Origin of the sequence: Longimicrobium sp. (assembly GCA_036387335.1) — a bacterium.
Classification (GTDB): Bacteria; Gemmatimonadota; Gemmatimonadetes; order Longimicrobiales; family Longimicrobiaceae; genus Longimicrobium.
Map to the genome: position 1 here is coordinate 1 of DASVTZ010000217.1, position 16510 is coordinate 16510.

Annotated in this window: 15 protein-coding genes; 4 read left to right on the plus strand and 11 right to left on the minus strand. The window is 68.6% G+C overall.

Going from position 1 to position 16510, the window contains the following annotated elements:
- Positions 1–50: 50 nt before the first annotated feature.
- Positions 51–1349: an acetyl-CoA C-acyltransferase FadI gene (gene fadI, locus VF647_22170; GenBank protein HEX8454800.1), complete on the minus strand. Its 1299-nt coding sequence runs from the start codon at positions 1347–1349 to the stop codon at positions 51–53.
- Between the two features lie 348 nt (positions 1350–1697).
- Between fadI and VF647_22175 the strand changes: the two genes are divergently transcribed.
- Positions 1698–4538, plus strand: a complete 2841-nt coding sequence (locus VF647_22175) for a S8 family serine peptidase (GenBank protein HEX8454801.1) — start codon at positions 1698–1700, stop codon at positions 4536–4538.
- Between the two features lie 91 nt (positions 4539–4629).
- Here VF647_22175 and VF647_22180 read toward each other — a convergent pair whose 3' ends face one another.
- From VF647_22180 to VF647_22225, 10 genes are all read right to left on the minus strand, one after another.
- Positions 4630–5478: a hypothetical protein gene (locus VF647_22180; protein HEX8454802.1), complete on the minus strand. Its 849-nt coding sequence runs from the start codon at positions 5476–5478 to the stop codon at positions 4630–4632.
- 130 nt (positions 5479–5608) lie between these two features.
- Positions 5609–6610, minus strand: a complete 1002-nt coding sequence (locus VF647_22185) for a hypothetical protein (protein ID HEX8454803.1) — start codon at positions 6608–6610, stop codon at positions 5609–5611.
- 1 nt (position 6611) lies between these two features.
- Positions 6612–7589 (minus strand): hypothetical protein, encoded by a 978-nt coding sequence (locus VF647_22190; GenBank protein ID HEX8454804.1) that lies wholly within the window; start codon positions 7587–7589, stop codon positions 6612–6614.
- Between the two features lie 214 nt (positions 7590–7803).
- Positions 7804–8241: an SUF system NifU family Fe-S cluster assembly protein gene (locus VF647_22195; GenBank protein HEX8454805.1), complete on the minus strand. Its 438-nt coding sequence runs from the start codon at positions 8239–8241 to the stop codon at positions 7804–7806.
- 110 nt (positions 8242–8351) lie between these two features.
- Positions 8352–9587: a cysteine desulfurase gene (locus VF647_22200; GenBank protein HEX8454806.1), complete on the minus strand. Its 1236-nt coding sequence runs from the start codon at positions 9585–9587 to the stop codon at positions 8352–8354.
- A gap of 135 nt (positions 9588–9722) precedes the next feature.
- Positions 9723–10031 carry a non-heme iron oxygenase ferredoxin subunit gene (locus VF647_22205; protein HEX8454807.1) on the minus strand — a complete coding sequence of 103 codons (309 nt, stop codon included), beginning with the start codon at positions 10029–10031 and terminating at the stop codon, positions 9723–9725.
- 12 nt (positions 10032–10043) lie between these two features.
- Positions 10044–11387, minus strand: a complete 1344-nt coding sequence (gene sufD, locus VF647_22210; GenBank protein HEX8454808.1) for a Fe-S cluster assembly protein SufD — start codon at positions 11385–11387, stop codon at positions 10044–10046.
- 133 nt (positions 11388–11520) lie between these two features.
- Positions 11521–12930, minus strand: a complete 1410-nt coding sequence (sufB, locus tag VF647_22215) for a Fe-S cluster assembly protein SufB (GenBank protein HEX8454809.1) — start codon at positions 12928–12930, stop codon at positions 11521–11523.
- 112 nt (positions 12931–13042) lie between these two features.
- The gene (gene sufC, locus VF647_22220; protein HEX8454810.1) at positions 13043–13807 is read right to left on the minus strand and encodes a Fe-S cluster assembly ATPase SufC; all 765 of its coding nucleotides are present in this window, start codon (positions 13805–13807) and stop codon (positions 13043–13045) included.
- A 327-nt stretch (positions 13808–14134) separates the two neighbouring features.
- Complete coding sequence (locus VF647_22225; protein ID HEX8454811.1) at positions 14135–14587, minus strand: hypothetical protein; 453 nt, start codon at positions 14585–14587, stop codon at positions 14135–14137.
- Positions 14588–14791: 204 nt separating this feature from the next.
- Between VF647_22225 and VF647_22230 the strand changes: the two genes are divergently transcribed.
- The 3 genes from VF647_22230 to VF647_22240 all read left to right on the plus strand — a co-directional run bounded on the left by VF647_22230 (position 14792) and on the right by VF647_22240 (position 16465).
- Positions 14792–15649: a patatin-like phospholipase family protein gene (locus tag VF647_22230; protein ID HEX8454812.1), complete on the plus strand. Its 858-nt coding sequence runs from the start codon at positions 14792–14794 to the stop codon at positions 15647–15649.
- 109 nt (positions 15650–15758) lie between these two features.
- Positions 15759–15965 (plus strand): hypothetical protein, encoded by a 207-nt coding sequence (locus VF647_22235; GenBank protein HEX8454813.1) that lies wholly within the window; start codon positions 15759–15761, stop codon positions 15963–15965.
- Positions 15959–16465, plus strand: a complete 507-nt coding sequence (locus VF647_22240; GenBank protein ID HEX8454814.1) for a type II toxin-antitoxin system VapC family toxin — start codon at positions 15959–15961, stop codon at positions 16463–16465. The genes VF647_22235 and VF647_22240 overlap by 7 nt, the downstream gene beginning before the upstream one ends.
- Positions 16466–16510 lie beyond the last annotated feature (45 nt).

Below are 16510 nucleotides of genomic sequence, written 5' to 3' on the forward strand. Positions count from 1 at the left end.
GGCGCAGGCGGGGCGCGCCTCACCCGCATCCGGTGGACGCGCGGGCGCGCTCAATACGGCGCGGCCACCACGAGCATCACGAAGCCCATGGCGCCCGCGGCGCACACGCTGATCATCCCGAACTGCTCGCCGCGCCGGCGCAGCTCGTTGAGCAGCGTAACCGTGATTCGCCCGCCCGTGGCGCCGAACGGGTGGCCGATTGCGATGGAGCCGCCCATCACGTTGATGCGGTCCTCGGGCGGAATCCCGATCGCCTTGTCGCGCCCCAGCCGCTCGCGCGCGATCTTGTCAGAGTCGAACCACTGCAGGTTGGAGAGCACCTGCGCCGCGAATGCCTCGTGGATCTCCAGCAGGGCGATGTCCTTGATGGTGAGCCCCGCGCGGTCCAGCGCCACGGGCGCGGCGTACACCGGCCCCTGCAGAAGCTGGTCGTTGGGGGCCAGCGCGGCGTACGCGTAGCTGCGGATGAAGCCCAGCGGCCTGTAGCCCAGCGCGGCCGCCTTCTCCTCGCTCATCAGCAGCACCGCCGACGCCCCATCCGTCAGCGGCGACGCGTTGCCGGCCGTCACGGTGCCGTAGCGCTTGTCGAACACCGGCCGCAGCGACGACAGCTTCTCCAGCGAGGTGTCCGCGCGGATGCCGTTGTCCTCCTGCAGCACCTTGTCGTACTTCGGGGGGATGTACGCCGGGGCGATCTCGGCTGTCAGCCGCCCGTCCGCCGTCGCCGCGGCGGCCAGCTGGTGCGAGCGCAGGGCCCAGCGGTCCTGCTCCTCGCGGGTGATCCCGTTCTGCTGCGCCATCTGCTCGGCGGACTCGCCCATCGTCATCCCCGTCGTCGGCTCGGCGATGGCGGGGGTCACGGGGCCCAGGTGCTTGAGGCGCAGCGTGGCGAACGCCTTCAGCCGCTCCGGCAGGGTGCGCGCCTTGGACGCCCTCACCAGCGCGTTGCGGAACTCGGGGGAGAAGAGGATCGGCACGTCGGTTAGCGACTCGGCGCCGCCGGCGATCACCACGTCCGCCATCCCCAGCGCGATCTGCTCCGCCGCCGAGGTGATCGCCTGGTTGGACGACGCGCAGGCGCGCCCCACCGTGAACGACGGCACCCGCGGCGGAATGCCCGAGCCGAGCGTGACCTCGCGCGCGATGTTCGGCTCCTTTACCGACTGGATGACGGTGCCGTACACCACGTGGTCGATCAGCTCCACGTCCAGCTCGGTGCGCGACAGGAGCTCGCGCACGGCGATCTTGCCGAGCTGCGTGGAGGTCATGTCCCTGAAGTCGCTCCCCGACTTCGCGAAGGGCGTCCGGCACCCGTCGATGATGGCGACCCTGCGCCCGATTCCGTTCATCCGAATCCCCTCATTCAGGTGGAGCCCCGCGGAACCCCGCAATCTTTCCCTGAACTCCGCTCATAACAAGGGGAACCCCGGTCTCACGCGGAGGCGCGGAGGCCGCGGGGAGAGAACGACGCGGGTGCCATGCGGTTGCGCTTGCCCCGCCATCAACGCGGACAGATGTTCTTGTCTCGCAGTTCCGTTGAGGCTAATTTACCCCCTGCTGCTCTCCGTTCGCGTCGCACGGATCGCGGCAGCACACCGCTTCCTCCGTTCCAGCCCCACTCGCGTTCCCGCAGTCCCCCGCCGCTCCGCATCCCAGCCCGGCGGACGCGCACTTCATCTTTCCCTGGATGGCCCTCAATGACGAAGCACCCTTGGCTCCGCACGCTCGCCCCCGTTCTCGCGGCCGTGGCGTTCGCCGCCTGCGACCGTCCGGCAACTGGCCCGCTGGGCGCCGCGCGCGCGCCCGGAGAGCTGGCGCCGGTGCACTCCGCGGGCCCGGCGGCGATCCCAGGCCGCTACATCGTGGTGCTGGAGAACGGCGTCGCCAGCGCCGCATCCGTGGGCCGCGAGATGGTGGCGGCGCACGGCGGGCGTCTCCACTACAGCTACGAGAACACGATCAAGGGCTTCGCGGCCAACCTGAGCCCCGCCGCCGTGGAACAGCTTCGGCGCAATCCGCAGGTGAGGTACGTGTCGGAGGACGGCTGGGTCACCCCCGACGAGACGCAGCAGAACAACGCGACGTGGGGGCTCGACCGCATCGACCAGCGCGCCCTGCCCCTGAGCACCACGTTCAGCTACACGCCCACCGGCGCCGGCGTAAAGGTGTACGTGATCGACACCGGCATCCGCACCACGCACACGGAGTTCAACGGCCGCGCCAGCGTGGGCGCCGACTTCGTGGGCGACGGGCAAAACGGCCAGGACTGCCACGGCCACGGCACGCACGTGGCCGGCACCATCGCGGGCAGCACGTACGGCGTGGCCAAGAGCGCCAGCGTGGTCGCCGTGCGCGTATTCGGGTGCTCGGGCGGCGCGGCGACCTCCACCATCGTCGCCGCCGTGGACTGGGTGACGGCCAACGCGCAGAAGCCCGCCGTGGCGAACATGTCGCTGGGTGGCAGCGTGAGCGCCCCCATGAACGACGCGGTGGCCGCCTCCATCGCCTCGGGCGTCGTGTACGCGGTCGCGGCCGGCAACGAGAGCACGGACGCCTGCTCCCGGTCGCCGGCGAGCACCCCCACCGCGCTCACGGTGGCGTCGTCGACCTCCGCCGACCTGCGCTCGTCGTTCTCCAATTATGGAAGCTGCGTCGACCTCTTCGCGCCGGGGTCGAGCATCACGAGCGCGTGGTCCACGGGTGACGCGGCCACCAACACCATCAGCGGCACCTCCATGGCGACCCCGCACGTGGCCGGTGTAGCGGCGGCGTACCTGGAGGACCACCCGACCGCCACCCCCGCCGCGGTGGCGCAGGCGATCCTCGCCTCGGGCACGGTCGGCGCGATCGGCGACGCGGCCGGCTCGCCCAACAACCTGCTGTACTCCAGGCTCACGCCGCCCGTGCCGGCGCCCTCGATCGTGCTGAACAAGTCGTCGCTCTTCTTCACCTTCCTGCGCACCCAGGGCACCGCCGCCGCCGCCCCGGCCGAAAACGCCCCGGCGCAGCGGTTCACGGCCTCCGGCGAGGGCGCACCCAGGCAGGCGGCGGAGGATGCCGGCGCCGTCTACGGCGCCACGCTCGCGGGCTCCACGGCGTCGCTGCCCGTCATCCTGAGCAACGGCGGGACGCTGAACCTGAACTGGACCGCGTCGAGCGACCGCCCCTGGCTGTCCGTCGCCCCCGGCGCGGGGATGCTCACGCCCGCCTCGTCGACCACCCTGAGCGCTACGGTGTCCAGCGCCTCGCTCACCGCGGGCAGCTACACCGGGAAGGTGGCGGTGCGCGACACGGCCGCGGGCATCCCGTCGCGCTTCGTGGACGTCACGGTGCAGGTGACCGACGTACTGCCGCTGCAGTCCGGGACGCCGCGTACCAACCTCTCGGGCACGTACGGAAGCGAGACGTACTACGCCGTCACCGTGCCGAATGGCGCCACGAGCCTCTCCGTCACAATCAGTGGCGGCACCGGTGACGCCGACCTGTACGTGCGGTACGCCGAGCCTCCGACGCAGGCCGCGTTCGACTGCCGGCCGTACCTGAACGGCAACGTCGAACGCTGCGACCGCTCGATGCCGGCCGCGGGCACGTACTACGTCATGCTTTACGGGTGGTCGTCGTACTCGGGCGTGACGCTGTCGGCCAACGTCACTGTGCCCGCGGTGCCCGTGGCCCCCGCCAACCTCGCCGCCGCCATCGCGGGGCCGGCGAAGGTGGGGCTGACCTGGACCGACCTCTCCAGCAACGAGATGGCCTTTTCGCTCTCTCGCCGGGTGATGACGGGCGACACCACCTGGAGCCCGTGGCAGTACGTGTCCTCGCCGCTGGCGAACATCACCGCCACCGCGGACAGCGCGCTGAGCGCGGGCGCCACCTACCAGTACCGCATCAGCGCCTGCAACGATGCGGGGTGCTCGGCGGCTTCGCAGAGCTCGCCCGTGACGCTCAGCGCTCCCGCCCTTCCCACGGGCGCGGCGGCGGCGGCCGTGGCGGCCAACCGCATCCAGGTGACCTGGACGGACGCCAGCACCACCGAGACGTCGTTCACCCTCGCGCGCCGCCTGGTGAACCCGGACCGTTCCCTGGGCCCGCCGCAGCCGATCGGCTCGGTGTCGGCCAACGCGACGGTGTTCGCGGACAGCACCGTCACGCCGGGCCAGACGTACCGCTACCAGGTGCGCGCCTGCAACCTGGCCGGCTGCTCCGCCGTGGCGGCCACGGCGAACGTCACCGCCCCCACCATCCCGGTGCCGCCCACGAACGTCGTGGCGGCCCTGGCGGCGGGCTCGGGGGTGCAGGTGACCTGGACCGACGCCAGCGCCAACGAAACCTCGCTCACCGTTGCGCGCCGCACGATGAACCCGGATGGGTCGATGGGACTGTCGCAGACCCTCGGCAGGCTGGCGGCGGGCGCGGTGAGCTTCACCGATGCGACCGTCACGGCGGGCCAGACGTACCGCTACTTCGTCCGCGCCTGCAACGTCGCCGGGTGCTCCGCTCCGGGGGCCAGCGCCAACCTGGCCATCCCGGCTCCCTGACCGTCGGCAGCGCCAAACGGAAAGCCGCCCCCATACCCGAACCGGGTGTGGGGGCGGCTTGCGTGTGCTGCACCCGCGTGCGCGCACCAGATCACCCGCCGACGACTGTCACCTCTTCGAAGACGGCCGTCCGCCCGGGAATGATGGGTAGGCGCACGAGCTCCTGGCCGAGATCCTCGCCCGCCGGCCCGATACGCCGCGCGGGAACGTCCTGGTACGACGGCTGGACCGCCGCGGCGATGAGGGTTTGGCGGCCCTGTACCCGGCTCAAGTAGAGCGTGGAAATGGTGCGCATCTCTGCGCCGGCGGCCGTACGCACCCGCACGTCGCGATCGAGCGAGAGCTTCCAGGCTCCGTTCAGCGGCCCCTCCGGGATGTTCAACATCACTAGATCGGGAACCTCGATCACGCGGGCTCCCGTCGCCCGGCCCACACGAACCACCGCCTCTTCTGGGCCGAGAAGCGAGCCATTGCCGTCGAGAGCCGCGCCGATTGGTACGCCCGACGCCACGAACTCCATCCCGCTCTGGCGCGGCATGTCGAGCTTTCCGTCTGGATGAATCCCGACATCGTTGGAATACGCGGACACCGCCACGAGCACCTCGGGCTCACGCCCAGTCGCCAGCGTAAAGAGGTAGAAGGGCCCGAATGCGCGCCGGAACGCCGGGTGGTAGCCCTCGGGGAAGAGCTCGTACGGCGTGTGCACGAAGAAAACGCGGCTGTCGGCTCTCAGGCGAGTGACGTCGATGGCACGGCCTCGTTCCCTGTCCCAGAACGGTTTCGAGGCAGGGCCAAAGCTGAGCACGAAGGAAGCGGCAAGTTCCCGGGCCCGCTGTTCCGTAATGATCGCGGCCGAGGAGGGCGCGGTTGCCTGTGGGTACGTGAACAGCCCATCGCTGCCCAGCCGCTGTTCCGCCGAACCGGCGACGTACTGCCGCACCTCCTCCGCGTCGCCCGGCGAGCCCGTGGGACCTTCAGAGCACCCGAGGAGCAGTACGGCGCACGACACCGGGATTGCGGCCGCCAATCGGCGGGATGTGCCAAACATCAGCCCTCCCCCAGCTCGGATTTCAGGACGGCCCGCATGTCAGCTGCGGCGGAACGGGCTGGCAACCGGGATCGTTGTCACCGAATCCGTGGACGTTGAGTGCATGCGCGTCGAACTCGCCTGCGCTGTCCTGTGCCCTGACCTCCAGGCGGTGCCAGTTTTCTCCCGGGTACGAGCTCCACGTGATGCCGCTGCCTGCATAGATGTCGTCCAGATACCAGTCGAACGTGTAGGTCCCCGTGCCTCCCCTCGCCGTCGCGCTCCAGGTCTGAGCTCCCTGAGAAGCGTACACCACTGTGGGGCCGTCGATCGTCGCCTCGATCCCGCCCACGTTCAGCGACAGTACCGCGGCGACCGTGCTCCACGTCTGGTCGGTGACTTCGACACGGAGATTCGAATCGCCAGTGCCGACCGTGCCCGTGTAGGTCGGGCTGCTCCCAACGAGCATTCCATCACGATACCACGCGTACGTGAAGCCGGGGTAGCCGCCCGTCACGGGTGCGCTCCAGGTCTGAGTAGTGTTGGGCGGTGGGATCTTCTCACCGACCAGCCGAGTCGACAATGTGGTCTGTCGATACCTGAGCGTGGTTCTCCCTTGCGCGAGCTTGTTCCCCGTCTGGCTAGACGCGTGGAACGTCACCAGGTCCGTGTCAGTGAACGTTCCCGCACCCGACGCCGCCACGAATTCGGCGCGCGGAACGGCATACCGGTTCCCTACGAAGTCGCGGAGGAAAATCGTCAACTCGCTCTCGACCTCCTTGCCGGCGGAGTTCCTCACCTTCACGGATGCATAATACATGTCCTCGGTGCCACGGTCCCAGATCTTCGCCGCCGCGTATTTCTTCTCGATGCCGGGGTTCGCCAGCGGGACCGGGCACTCTGCTGGGATCACCAGCTCAAATTCCAACTCGTAGAGTCCGGCGTTCTCTTGTGAAACCGCGCAGTTCGCGATCTCATCATCGCCGCCACAATCCGCCGCCGCCAGGGCCGTGCAGGCCAGCAGTACCGCTACGGATCGAAGCATGTCACTCTCCTCCCCGCACGAGGTCCACTCGCTCGTAGGAGGCGGACTCGCCGTCCACGATTGGCAAGTCGATGGGCACGGGACGCTGGCTCTGCCCGGACACGTCCACCCCGAAGCTGCGCAGCGTGCGCCCGTTTCCCGGCACCGCTGCCATCATCCTCCGATCTCGCTCGGGGCCAACGAAGATCTGGCGCGTGCGCCTGACGCCGCCCGCTCCCTTCACCGACACATCGCGGTCCAGCGTCAGCTTCCACATCGAGGAAGCGGGAGAATATGGCAACGGGGGCCGAACCAGCTCCGGCGTGGTGACGACGCGGGCCCCAGTGGCACGCCCCACGGACTCCACCGCTTCTTCGGGAGAGATCATTCGTACTTGGGTGGTGTCGATCGGGAGTGCATGGGAGACGAACTCCATCCCCCGGTGCTGCGCCCTGTCGATCAGTCCACGGTTGTTGACCTTCGTTCCCTCGTTGTAGGCGGCTACCGAAATCAGCAGCACGGGCGTCGAGGCGGAGTAGAGGGTCACCAGGTAATACGGGCCATGGACGCGCACTATGGCCGGATGTTGGCCGCTCGGAAGCTCCCCATAGGGGGTACGCGCGAACACCGTGCGCGGCCCGAGGGTGAGGTTCGAGATGTCGATTGCCTCGCCGCGCTCCTTCGACCAGGAGGCCTGTAGCGACGGACCCCAGCTCTTCACGGATGCGAGCGCGAGCCGGCCGGCCTCTTCAGAAGTGATGATGGGACGGCTTCCCGGTGCCTCCGGTTTTGGGAGGTCGAAGAGCCCTTTCGAGTTCAGGCTCACCGCCGCGGCACCGGCGACGTAGGGTCTGAGAGTCTGCGGCGCCATTGAGGCGCCGGAAATAGCGTCGTCGGGGTCGTCGCACGCTCCCAGGAGCGTGGTAGCCGCGAGCGCCGTGAGGAGGTGGCGCAGAAGGTGAGTACAGCTACGGAATGGATGGTGGAAAGGCAGGAACATGCGTACCTCTGGGGAGCGCCGCTGAAGCCGAAGGGCGTGCGGATACAGGGTGTGGCAGTCCTAAAATGATAAGTAGGCGTGAGATTCGGGTCAATGTAAATTGTTTCACCAAGTGATCCCACAGAGGACAAGCACTCCCATCCTGGAAAAGCCGCACCGCCCCACATCTTCTGAGCGTGGGATGGTTCCCGGGGCGGCTTCCTGCTGGGGCAGACTACTCGGACGCGCGCTTCTCCGCCTCCGCCAGCGCGTCCCAGCCGAGCATTGCGCACTTCACGCGGCGCGGGAGCTTGGCGACGCCGGCCAGCGCCCGCATGTCGCCGAGCGCGCGGTCGCGGGCGGCCTCCTCGTTGCCGTGCATCAGGTCGCGGAAGCGGTCCGCCACGGCGTGGATCTCGTCCCACGACTTCCCCACCGCGTGCTCGCACATCATCGAGGCGGCGGCCTGCGAGATCGCGCACCCTTGCCCCGAGAAGCGCACGTCCTCCACGATCCCCTCACGCACGCGCACGGTCAGAAAGATGTCGTCACCGCAGAGCGGGTTCCTCTCCGCCACCGCCGCGCTCGGCTCCTCCACCTCTCCCCGGTGCTTGGAGGAGCGGTAGTGCTTCAGGATCAGCTCCTGGTAGACGGATTCGAGCGGCAGGGACATGGGACTGCGGGGAATGGGGAATGGGTTTTGGGGAATGGGAACGGCATGGAGCGCGGAAAATGGGGTGGTTTTTTACCATTCCCCCATTCCCCAATCCCCATTCCCCTCTTTCACAGTCCGAACAGCTTCCGCGCCCGCCCCAGCCCGTCCATCAGCCGGTCCACGTCGTCCACCGTGTTGTACAGGTAGAACGAGGCGCGCGCGGTGGAGCCCACGCCCATGCGGCGCATCAGCGGCTGGGCGCAGTGGTGGCCGGCGCGGATGGCGATCCCCTCCGCGTCCAGGATGGTGCCCAGGTCGTGCGGGTGCACGTCGCCCAGGGTGAAGGAGATCACCCCCGAGCGCTCCGCCGGGTCGCGCGGGCCGAAGACGGTGAGGTCCGGGACGTCCGCCATCCGCTCCAGCGCGTAGGCGAGCAGCGTGCGCTCGTGGGCCAGGATGGCGTCGCGCCCGATGCCGGCCAGGTACTCCGCGGCCGCGCCGAGGGCCACCGCGCCCGCGATGTGCGGCGTCCCCGCCTCGAAGCGGTTGGGGAGGGGCGCGTAGGTGGAGTGCTCCAGCTCCACCCACTCGATCATGTCGCCGCCGCCGTGGAAGGGGGGCATCGCCTCCAGCAGCGCGCGCCGCCCCCACAGGCCGCCCATCCCCGTGGGACCGCACATCTTGTGGCCGCTGAACGCGTAGAAGTCGCATCCCAGCGAGGGGACGTCCACCGGCAGGTGCGGCGCGGACTGGGCGCCGTCCACCAGCACGACCGCCCCCACCGAGTGGGCCCTCGCCGCGATCTCGCGCACCGGGTTGATCGTCCCCAGCGCGTTCGACACGTGGACGATGGAGACGAGCTTCGTGCGCTCCGTCAGCAGCTCGTCCAGGTTGGAGAGGTCCAGGCGCTGCTGGTCGTCGATGTCCAGGAAGCGCAGCTTCGCCCCGGTGCGCTGCGCGATGATCTGCCAGGGCACCAGGTTGCTGTGGTGCTCCATCACGGAGAGGAGTACCTCGTCGCCGGCGCGGAGGTTGGCGAGGCCCCAGCTGTAGGCCACCAGGTTGATGGCCTCGGTGGTGCCGCGCGTCCAGATCAGCTCCGCGGGGTCCGCGATCCCAAAGAGCGCCGCCACCTTGCCGCGCGCCAGCTCGAACGCCTCCGTGGCGCGCACCGAAAGGGTGTGCACCCCGCGGTGCACGTTGGCGTTGTCGTGCTCGTAGTACGCGGCCAGCGTGTCCAGCACCGCCCGCGGCTTCTGCGTGGACGCGGCGTTGTCCAGGTACACCAGCGGATGCCCGTTCACCTCCTGCTGGAGGATCGGGAAGTCCGCGCGGATCAGCTCCGCGTTGAGCACGGCCGGCATCTCGGCGATCAGCGACATGGGTGTTCCTGCCATCCAAAGGAAAACGATCTCACGCAGAGGCGCAGAGACGCAGAAGAGATCGCGGAGTTCTCTCCTGCGTCTCCGCGCCTCTGCGTGAGGCCCATCTGTTTTCAGCTATTCCGGCATGTCCACGAAGACGGAGTCGTTCTCCACGCGCGTGGTGAACACGGGCACCGGGCGCACGGCGGGCGGGCACTGGGGGATGCCGGTGCGCAGGTCGAACATGGCGCCGTGCCACTCGCAGGTGATGGTGCACTCGTCCGGGTCCACCTCGCCCGGGGAGAGCGGGAAGTCGCGGTGCGAGCAGTTGTCCTGCAGCGCGTAGAACTCGTCGCCCACGCGCGCCAGGCAGACCCGCACTCCGTTCAGCTCAACGTCGATGGCCGATGCCTCCGCCACGTCATCGACGGAGGCCGCGCGCACCCACACCACCGGCTACAGCCCCCGCCGCGCGAGCTTCAGCTCCACGGCGCGCACCAGCTCGGCGCGGACGCCTTCCAGCGGAAGCTGCTCCAGCACCTCGCCAAAGAAGCCGAACACCACCAGCCGCACCGCCTCGCTGCGCGGAATGCCGCGCGAGAGGAGGTAGAAGAGCTCCTCCTCGTCCAGCTGCCCCACCGTGGCGGCGTGCGAGCAGCGCACGTCGTCCGCCTGGATCTCCAGGTTGGGGAGCGAGTCGGCGCGGGCGCCGGTGCTCAGCAGGAGGTTGCGGTTGGTCTGGTACGCGTCGGTGCGCTGCGCCTTGGGGTGCACGCGGATCAGGCCGCGGAACACCGAGCGACCCGTGTCCTGCAGCGCCCCCTTGAAGAGCAGGTTGCTCGATGCGTGCGGCGCGATGTGGTCCTGCAGCGTCTCGTTGTCGAAGTGCTGCGTCCCCTGCGCGATGTACACGCCCAGCATGTCCACGTGCGCGCCCGGCGCCTGCAGCCTGCACTGCGCGTCCGCGCGGCTCAGGTCGCCGCCGAGGGTGGTGTAGAGCGTGGTGATCTTGGCGTCGCGCCCGGCCACCAGCCGGTCCGTGCTCAGGTGCGAGACCCCCGCCCCGAAGCGCTGCACGGACACGTACGTCACCTTGGCCCCGTCCTCCGCCACGATCTCCGCCGCGCCCACCGAGAGCGTGGGCGACGACATGGCGTCGGAGGCGAGCTCGTCCACGATGGCGATCTCGGCGCCGGCCTCGGCCACGATCAGCAGGCGCCCGAACGCCGCGGTCCCCGCGCCGCTCAGCCAGCGGTAGAGGCGCACGGGCGTCTCCACCCGCACGTTCTTCGGCACGTACAGGAAGAAGCCGCCGCTCCAGAAGGCGTTGCTCATGGCGGCGAACTTCCCCTCCTCGGGCGTCACGGCGCTCCCCAGGTAACGCTGCACCAGCTCGGCGTGCTCGGCGGCCGCGCTCTCCAGCGACATCAGGATCACGCCCTGCGACGCGAGCTCTGGCGGCAGGTCGCGCAGCACAACGGAGGCATCCACCTGCACCGCGCGCGCGCCCTCGCCCGCCTCGGCGATCAGAGCACGCAGCGCGGCAGGCAGCGCGTCGACCGTGGCGGGGGCGGCCTCGTCGGCGAAGGAGAAGGCATCCAGGCGCAGCATCCGCCCGATGTCGGTGTAGCGCCACTCCTCGGCTTCGGTGGTGGGCATGGGCGTTTCGGCGAAGACGCCGTGCGCCCGCTGCCGTGCCAGGCGCAGCCACTCCGCCTCCACCTTGCGCGCGGAAAGGATCTCCACCTGGTCGCGCGTGAAGACGCCGAGCGATTCGGCGGCGACAGATGTATTGGTCACGATGTCCAGGTCGGTAGAAAAGTGCGTTAGTGCGTAAGTGCGTGAGTGCGTTCGATGCCGGTGGGTGAGGCGGGAAGTGCGTGAGCGCGGGGTTTTTCCGCACTCACGCACTAACGCACTCACGCACCGCGGTTCACCCTACGCTCCCTTCCATCTCCAGCTCGATCAGCCGGTTCAGCTCCACCGCGTACTCCAGCGGAAGCTCCTTGGCGATCGGCTCGATGAACCCGCGCACCACCATGGTGGCCGCCTCGTCTTCGCTGAGGCCGCGGCTCATGAGGTAGAAGAGCTGCTCGTCGCCGATCTTGCTGACCGTGGCCTCGTGGCCGATCTGCGAGGTCGGGTCGTTGATCTCGATGTACGGATAGGTGTCCGTACGTGCCTCCTCGTCCAGCAGGAGGGCGTCGCACTCCACGTTGCTGCGCGCGTGGTGGGCGCCCTCTTCCACCTTGAGCAGCCCGCGGTACGACGACCGCCCCGAGCCGCGCGAGATGCTCTTGCTGACGATGCGGCTGCTGGTGTGCGGCGCGTTGTGCACCACCTTGCCGCCCGCATCCTGGTGCTGGCCCGGCCCCGCGTACGCGATGGAGAGGATCTCGCCGCGCGCGCCCTCGCCGTTCAGGTAGCACGACGGGTACTTCATGGTCAGCTTGCTGCCCAGGTTGCCGTCCACCCACTCCATGGTGGCGTCACGCCCCACGATGGCGCGCTGCGTCACCAGGTTGTAGACGTTGTGCGACCAGTTCTGGATGGTGGTGTAGCGGCAGCGCGCGCCATCCTTGACGATGATCTCGATGACGCCCGAGTGGAACGAGTCCTGGGCGTACGTGGGGGCGGTGCAGCCCTCGATGTACTGGATCTGGGCGCCCTCTTCCACGATGATCATCGTGCGCTCGAACTGCCCCATGGCCTCCGCGTTGATGCGGAAGTAGGCCTGGAGCGGCATGTCGAGCTTCACCCCCTTGGGGATGTACACGAACGACCCGCCGGACCACACCGCCGTGTTGACCGCGGCGAACAGGTTGTCGCGGAAGGGCACCACGGTGCCGAAGTACTGGCGCACGATGTCTTCGTGGTCGCGCAGCCCGTCGTCCATCCCCTTGAAGATGACGCCGGCGTCCTCCCACTCCTTCTTGAGCGAGTGGTACACCACCTCGCTCTCGTACTGGGCGCCGACGCCGGCCAGGATGCGGCGCTCCTGGTCCGGAATCCCCAGGCGCTCAAATGTGTTCTTGATCCCCTCCGGCACCTCGTCCCACGTGCGCCCCGTCTTTTCGCTGGGGCGGATGTAGAAGTAGATGTCTTCGAAGTTCAGCCCGCTCAGGTCGCCGCCCCAGGTGGGCCAGGGCCGCTTGAGCGCGTGCTTCAGCGCCTTGAGCCGCACGTCCAGCATCCACTGCGGCTCGTTCTTCTGCCCGCTGATCTCCCGGACGATGTCCTCGTCCAGGCCCTTGCGGCTCTTGAAGATGTAGTTCTCTTCGTCGCGGAACCCGTACTTGTACTCGTCCAGGTTCAGTGCGGCGACGCTTTCGTTAACGGGCATCGGTGTGCCTCCTCAGGATGGAACCAAAGTGCGTTAGTGCGTCAGTGCGTCAGTGCGTTTGAAGCGCCCTTCCAAGCGCACTCACGCACTAACGCACTAACGCACCTTCCCCTCAGACCGCGGCCCCTTCCCGGAGCCAATCATACCCCCGCTCCTCCAGCTCCAGCGCCAGCTCCGGGCCGCCGGAGCGGATGATGCGCCCCTCCACCATCACGTGCACCCGGTCGGGGGTGATGTAGTTGAGCATCCGCTGGTAGTGCGTGATCAGGAGGACGGCCATGTCCTGGCGCTCGTCCTTGATCTTGTTGATCCCGCTGGTCACGATCTTGAGCGCGTCGATGTCCAGGCCGCTGTCCGTCTCGTCCATCACGGCGAGCTGCGGCTCCAGCATGGCGAGCTGCAGGATCTCGTTGCGCTTCTTCTCGCCGCCGCTGAAGCCGTCGTTCACGGAGCGCATGGCGAACGCCGGGTCCATCTCCAGCATCCCCATGCGCCCTTCCAGCTCGTCCTGGAAGTCGAAGATGTCGACCTCTTCGCCGCGCTTGGCGTTCAGCGCCGTGCGCATGAAGTTGGCGACCGAGACGCCCGGGATCTCCACCGGGTACTGGAAGGCGAGGAAGATGCCGGCGCGGGCCCGCTCGTCGGGCTCCATGTCCAGCACGCTCTCTCCCTTGAAGAGGATGTCGCCGTCGGTCACCTCGTAGGCGGGGTGCCCGGAGATCACCTTGGAAAGGGTGCTCTTCCCGGAGCCGTTGGGCCCCATGATCGCGTGGATCTCGCCCGCGTGCAGCTCCAGGTCCAGCCCCTTCAGGATCTCCGTGCCGTCTTCCGCGATCTCGGCGTGGAGGTTGGTGATCTTCAGCAGCGGCTCGGCCATCTCGTTCGGTCTCCTGGGACGGCGGCCCGCGCGGGGCCGGCCGGTAGTCGTTGTGCGTCGCGTTCGGCGGGAAACCTCGTGATACCCCGCCCGCCGGGTTCCGCTCCCGTATGGGCGCGTCTCCCAATAATGATTCTCCTTATCAGGGGCAAGCTACCCCCGCACTCCGCCCGCGTCAAGCTTCCTGCCGTGCCGCGGAAAGGGGGTGCGGGCGGGTCGCAAGAATGATGCGGAGGCATGCGCCTGAACCGCTGATCTTCAAATGAAGAGAGGGGGGAGCCGCGGTGGGCTCCCCCCTCTTTTTTCCCCGAGTACCGCGCGATGCGGTCAGTTGGAGCAGGCCGTGGTGGCCGGCACAACGTCCGCCTGGTCCGCGGTGTACCCTGCGATCATCCACTCCCACGCAGGCGCCGCCGACGCCGCGAACGCCTTGGAGCGCATGGTGCGGCGGCGCGCGGTGCCGCGGGGGGTGCCGGCGGGCTCGTCCGATCCGGCCGGGCGCGCGGCCATCGTGACTCCCAGGTCGCTTCCCACGATCTCGGCGTTGAGCACGACGTCGCCAGGGTTGGCGCTCAGCGTCACGCACCCCGTGCGCCCCGCCGTGATCCGCACCGGGCTCACGCCGCGGCCGCTCACTCGCAGCTCCTCGGTCGTGCGGTTCACCACCAGCACGGTGACGGCGGCCCGCGGGCTGCTCTGCTTGGTGCTGTCGGCCTGCTGCGCCGATGCGGCGGAGGCGGCACCGCAGGAAAGGACGAGTGCGGCAAGTAGGATGCGCATTGGCGGCTCGGTTTCTGGGAGGTGGATCGTGCGGGAAGACCGATAAGATAATGGAGCCCGCGGCAAACCGGAACCCTTTTCATCCCTTCACCTTGCGTCCGCCCGACAGAGACGGGTGTCCGCTCCGTGAACTGGCGGAGCCGCGGGCACGCTTCCCGCGCACCCTCATCCCACGCGACCCATCCCCCCGCACACACCGCCGCCATGCCTGAACCGCAGACTCCGCTTCCACATCCCGCGCCGGTGGGCGGCACCGTGCTGGTGCTGGGCGGCGGGGGGATGAAGGGCGTGGCCCACATCGGCGTGTGGAAGGCGCTGCAGGAGGCCGGGATCGAGGTGAGCGCCTTCATCGGCACCAGCATCGGATCGATGATGGCCACGGGGCTCGCCTCCGGCTGGGGGTGGCGCGAGCTGGCCGAGCTGGCGCGCAAGCTCACCAAGGACGACATCGTCGCCATCAACCGGCGCGCCATGCTCTTCGGCGGCGTGCGCGAGGAAGCGGTGTTCCGCGGCGACCACTTCCGCGCCTACCTGGAGCGCACGCTCCCCGTCCAGGCCTTCTCCGAGCTCCAGAAGCCCCTCCGCCTCAACGCGGTCTCGCTCGTCACCGGCAACGAGGTGTGGTTCGGCAGCGGCGCCAACGACGAGGTGCCGGTGGTGGACGCCGTGTACGCGTCGTGCGCCATCCCCATCTACTTCCCCCCCGCGCGCATCGGCGGCGACGTGCTGGTGGACGGCGGGGTGCTGGACGTGCTCCCCGTGCGCCAGGCCGCCGCGTGGGGCGCCGCCCGCATCATCGCCGTCGACGTCGGCTCCGAGATGACGCCGCCGGCCGAGAAGTACTTCGAGCGCGGCATGGTCGCCATCCACGAGCGAGTCCTGACACTCAACCTGCAGGAGCAGCGGAAGCGCTGCCTGGACGGCTGGCAGGGACCGCCGGTGGTCTACATCCGCCCGCGCATCGGCCACCTGGGCGGCTGGGACTTCGGTCGCACGCAGTACTTCCTGGAGGAAGGCTACCGCGCCGCCCGCGAAGCTCTCAACGCGGCCGACGCGGCATAGTTTGGTCTCCCGCTGGCAGCTTTCAAGCGCGTAAAAGCGGTAGGAACTGCACCTTAGGCTGCGCGGTATTCTATAGCGTACGGAACACCCGCCACCAAGGAGCTTTCCGATGCTGAAGAACGAGACAACTCCAGCTCTCCCGGACCTGAGCAACCTGCCCCCAGACGTCCAGGCATTCATCACAAGTCTCGCTGAGGACGGGATTACGGTCTGGCCGATGAGGCCGGCTCCGAATCGTCCTCTCCCCGAGCCGCTGCATTCCAACACCTCACTCACCGCCGCCGTGCTTGAAGAGCGCGAAGAGTACGAATGGTGAAGTACTACTACTTCGACGCCAGCGTGCTGGTGAAGGCGTACTTCTGGGAGGAGGGAACCGAAGACGTGCGTCAGGTACTCAGGGAGCTTGGGGCGGCGCCTGCTGATACGCGGGTGATCACTTCCAGCCTCGCGTTCGTCGAGGCTGTCTCGGCCCTTTCCCGGCGGACCTTTGCCGGCGAGCTCACCCCGATTGAGGCGGAGGAGGTCTGGGAGCGCCTCGTACACGACTTCGGTGACTACGTTGTCCTGGAACCGAAGCAGGATCTCGTGTCTCGCGCCGCGGAATTGACTCGCCGGCATCGGCTACGTGCCATCGACGCGATCCACCTCGCCACAGGGATGGCCGCGAGGGGTCACGCGGCCCCCTGGGCGGACTTCCGGTTCGCGTCCGCGGACCGGCGGTTGAACGTCGCGGCGACGGCGGAGCTGTTCGAGGTGTTCAATCCGGACAGCCCGGTTCCGCCCGGCACGTCCACGCCCGTCACACCGTCCGAATAGCCGCTCGGCGGGCCGCCAGAAGGCGTGCATCCATCAGAGAATCTC

What these genes read in the sequence shown, in the direction of transcription:
- sufB (HEX8454809.1), bottom strand. Translation starts at nt 12,930, where the DNA reads ATGCCCGTTAACGAAAGCGTCGCCGCACTGAACCTGGACGAGTACAAG.
- VF647_22240 (HEX8454814.1), top strand. Translation starts at nt 15,959, where the DNA reads ATGGTGAAGTACTACTACTTCGACGCCAGCGTGCTGGTGAAGGCGTAC.
- VF647_22225 (HEX8454811.1), bottom strand. Translation starts at nt 14,587, where the DNA reads ATGCGCATCCTACTTGCCGCACTCGTCCTTTCCTGCGGTGCCGCCTCC.
- sufC (HEX8454810.1), bottom strand. Translation starts at nt 13,807, where the DNA reads ATGGCCGAGCCGCTGCTGAAGATCACCAACCTCCACGCCGAGATCGCG.
- VF647_22200 (HEX8454806.1), bottom strand. Translation starts at nt 9,587, where the DNA reads ATGCCGGCCGTGCTCAACGCGGAGCTGATCCGCGCGGACTTCCCGATC.
- VF647_22185 (HEX8454803.1), bottom strand. Translation starts at nt 6,610, where the DNA reads ATGCTTCGATCCGTAGCGGTACTGCTGGCCTGCACGGCCCTGGCGGCG.
- VF647_22190 (HEX8454804.1), bottom strand. Translation starts at nt 7,589, where the DNA reads ATGTTCCTGCCTTTCCACCATCCATTCCGTAGCTGTACTCACCTTCTG.
- VF647_22235 (HEX8454813.1), top strand. Translation starts at nt 15,759, where the DNA reads ATGCTGAAGAACGAGACAACTCCAGCTCTCCCGGACCTGAGCAACCTG.
- VF647_22195 (HEX8454805.1), bottom strand. Translation starts at nt 8,241, where the DNA reads ATGTCCCTGCCGCTCGAATCCGTCTACCAGGAGCTGATCCTGAAGCAC.
- fadI (HEX8454800.1), bottom strand. Translation starts at nt 1,349, where the DNA reads ATGAACGGAATCGGGCGCAGGGTCGCCATCATCGACGGGTGCCGGACG.
- VF647_22175 (HEX8454801.1), top strand. Translation starts at nt 1,698, where the DNA reads ATGACGAAGCACCCTTGGCTCCGCACGCTCGCCCCCGTTCTCGCGGCC.
- VF647_22230 (HEX8454812.1), top strand. Translation starts at nt 14,792, where the DNA reads ATGCCTGAACCGCAGACTCCGCTTCCACATCCCGCGCCGGTGGGCGGC.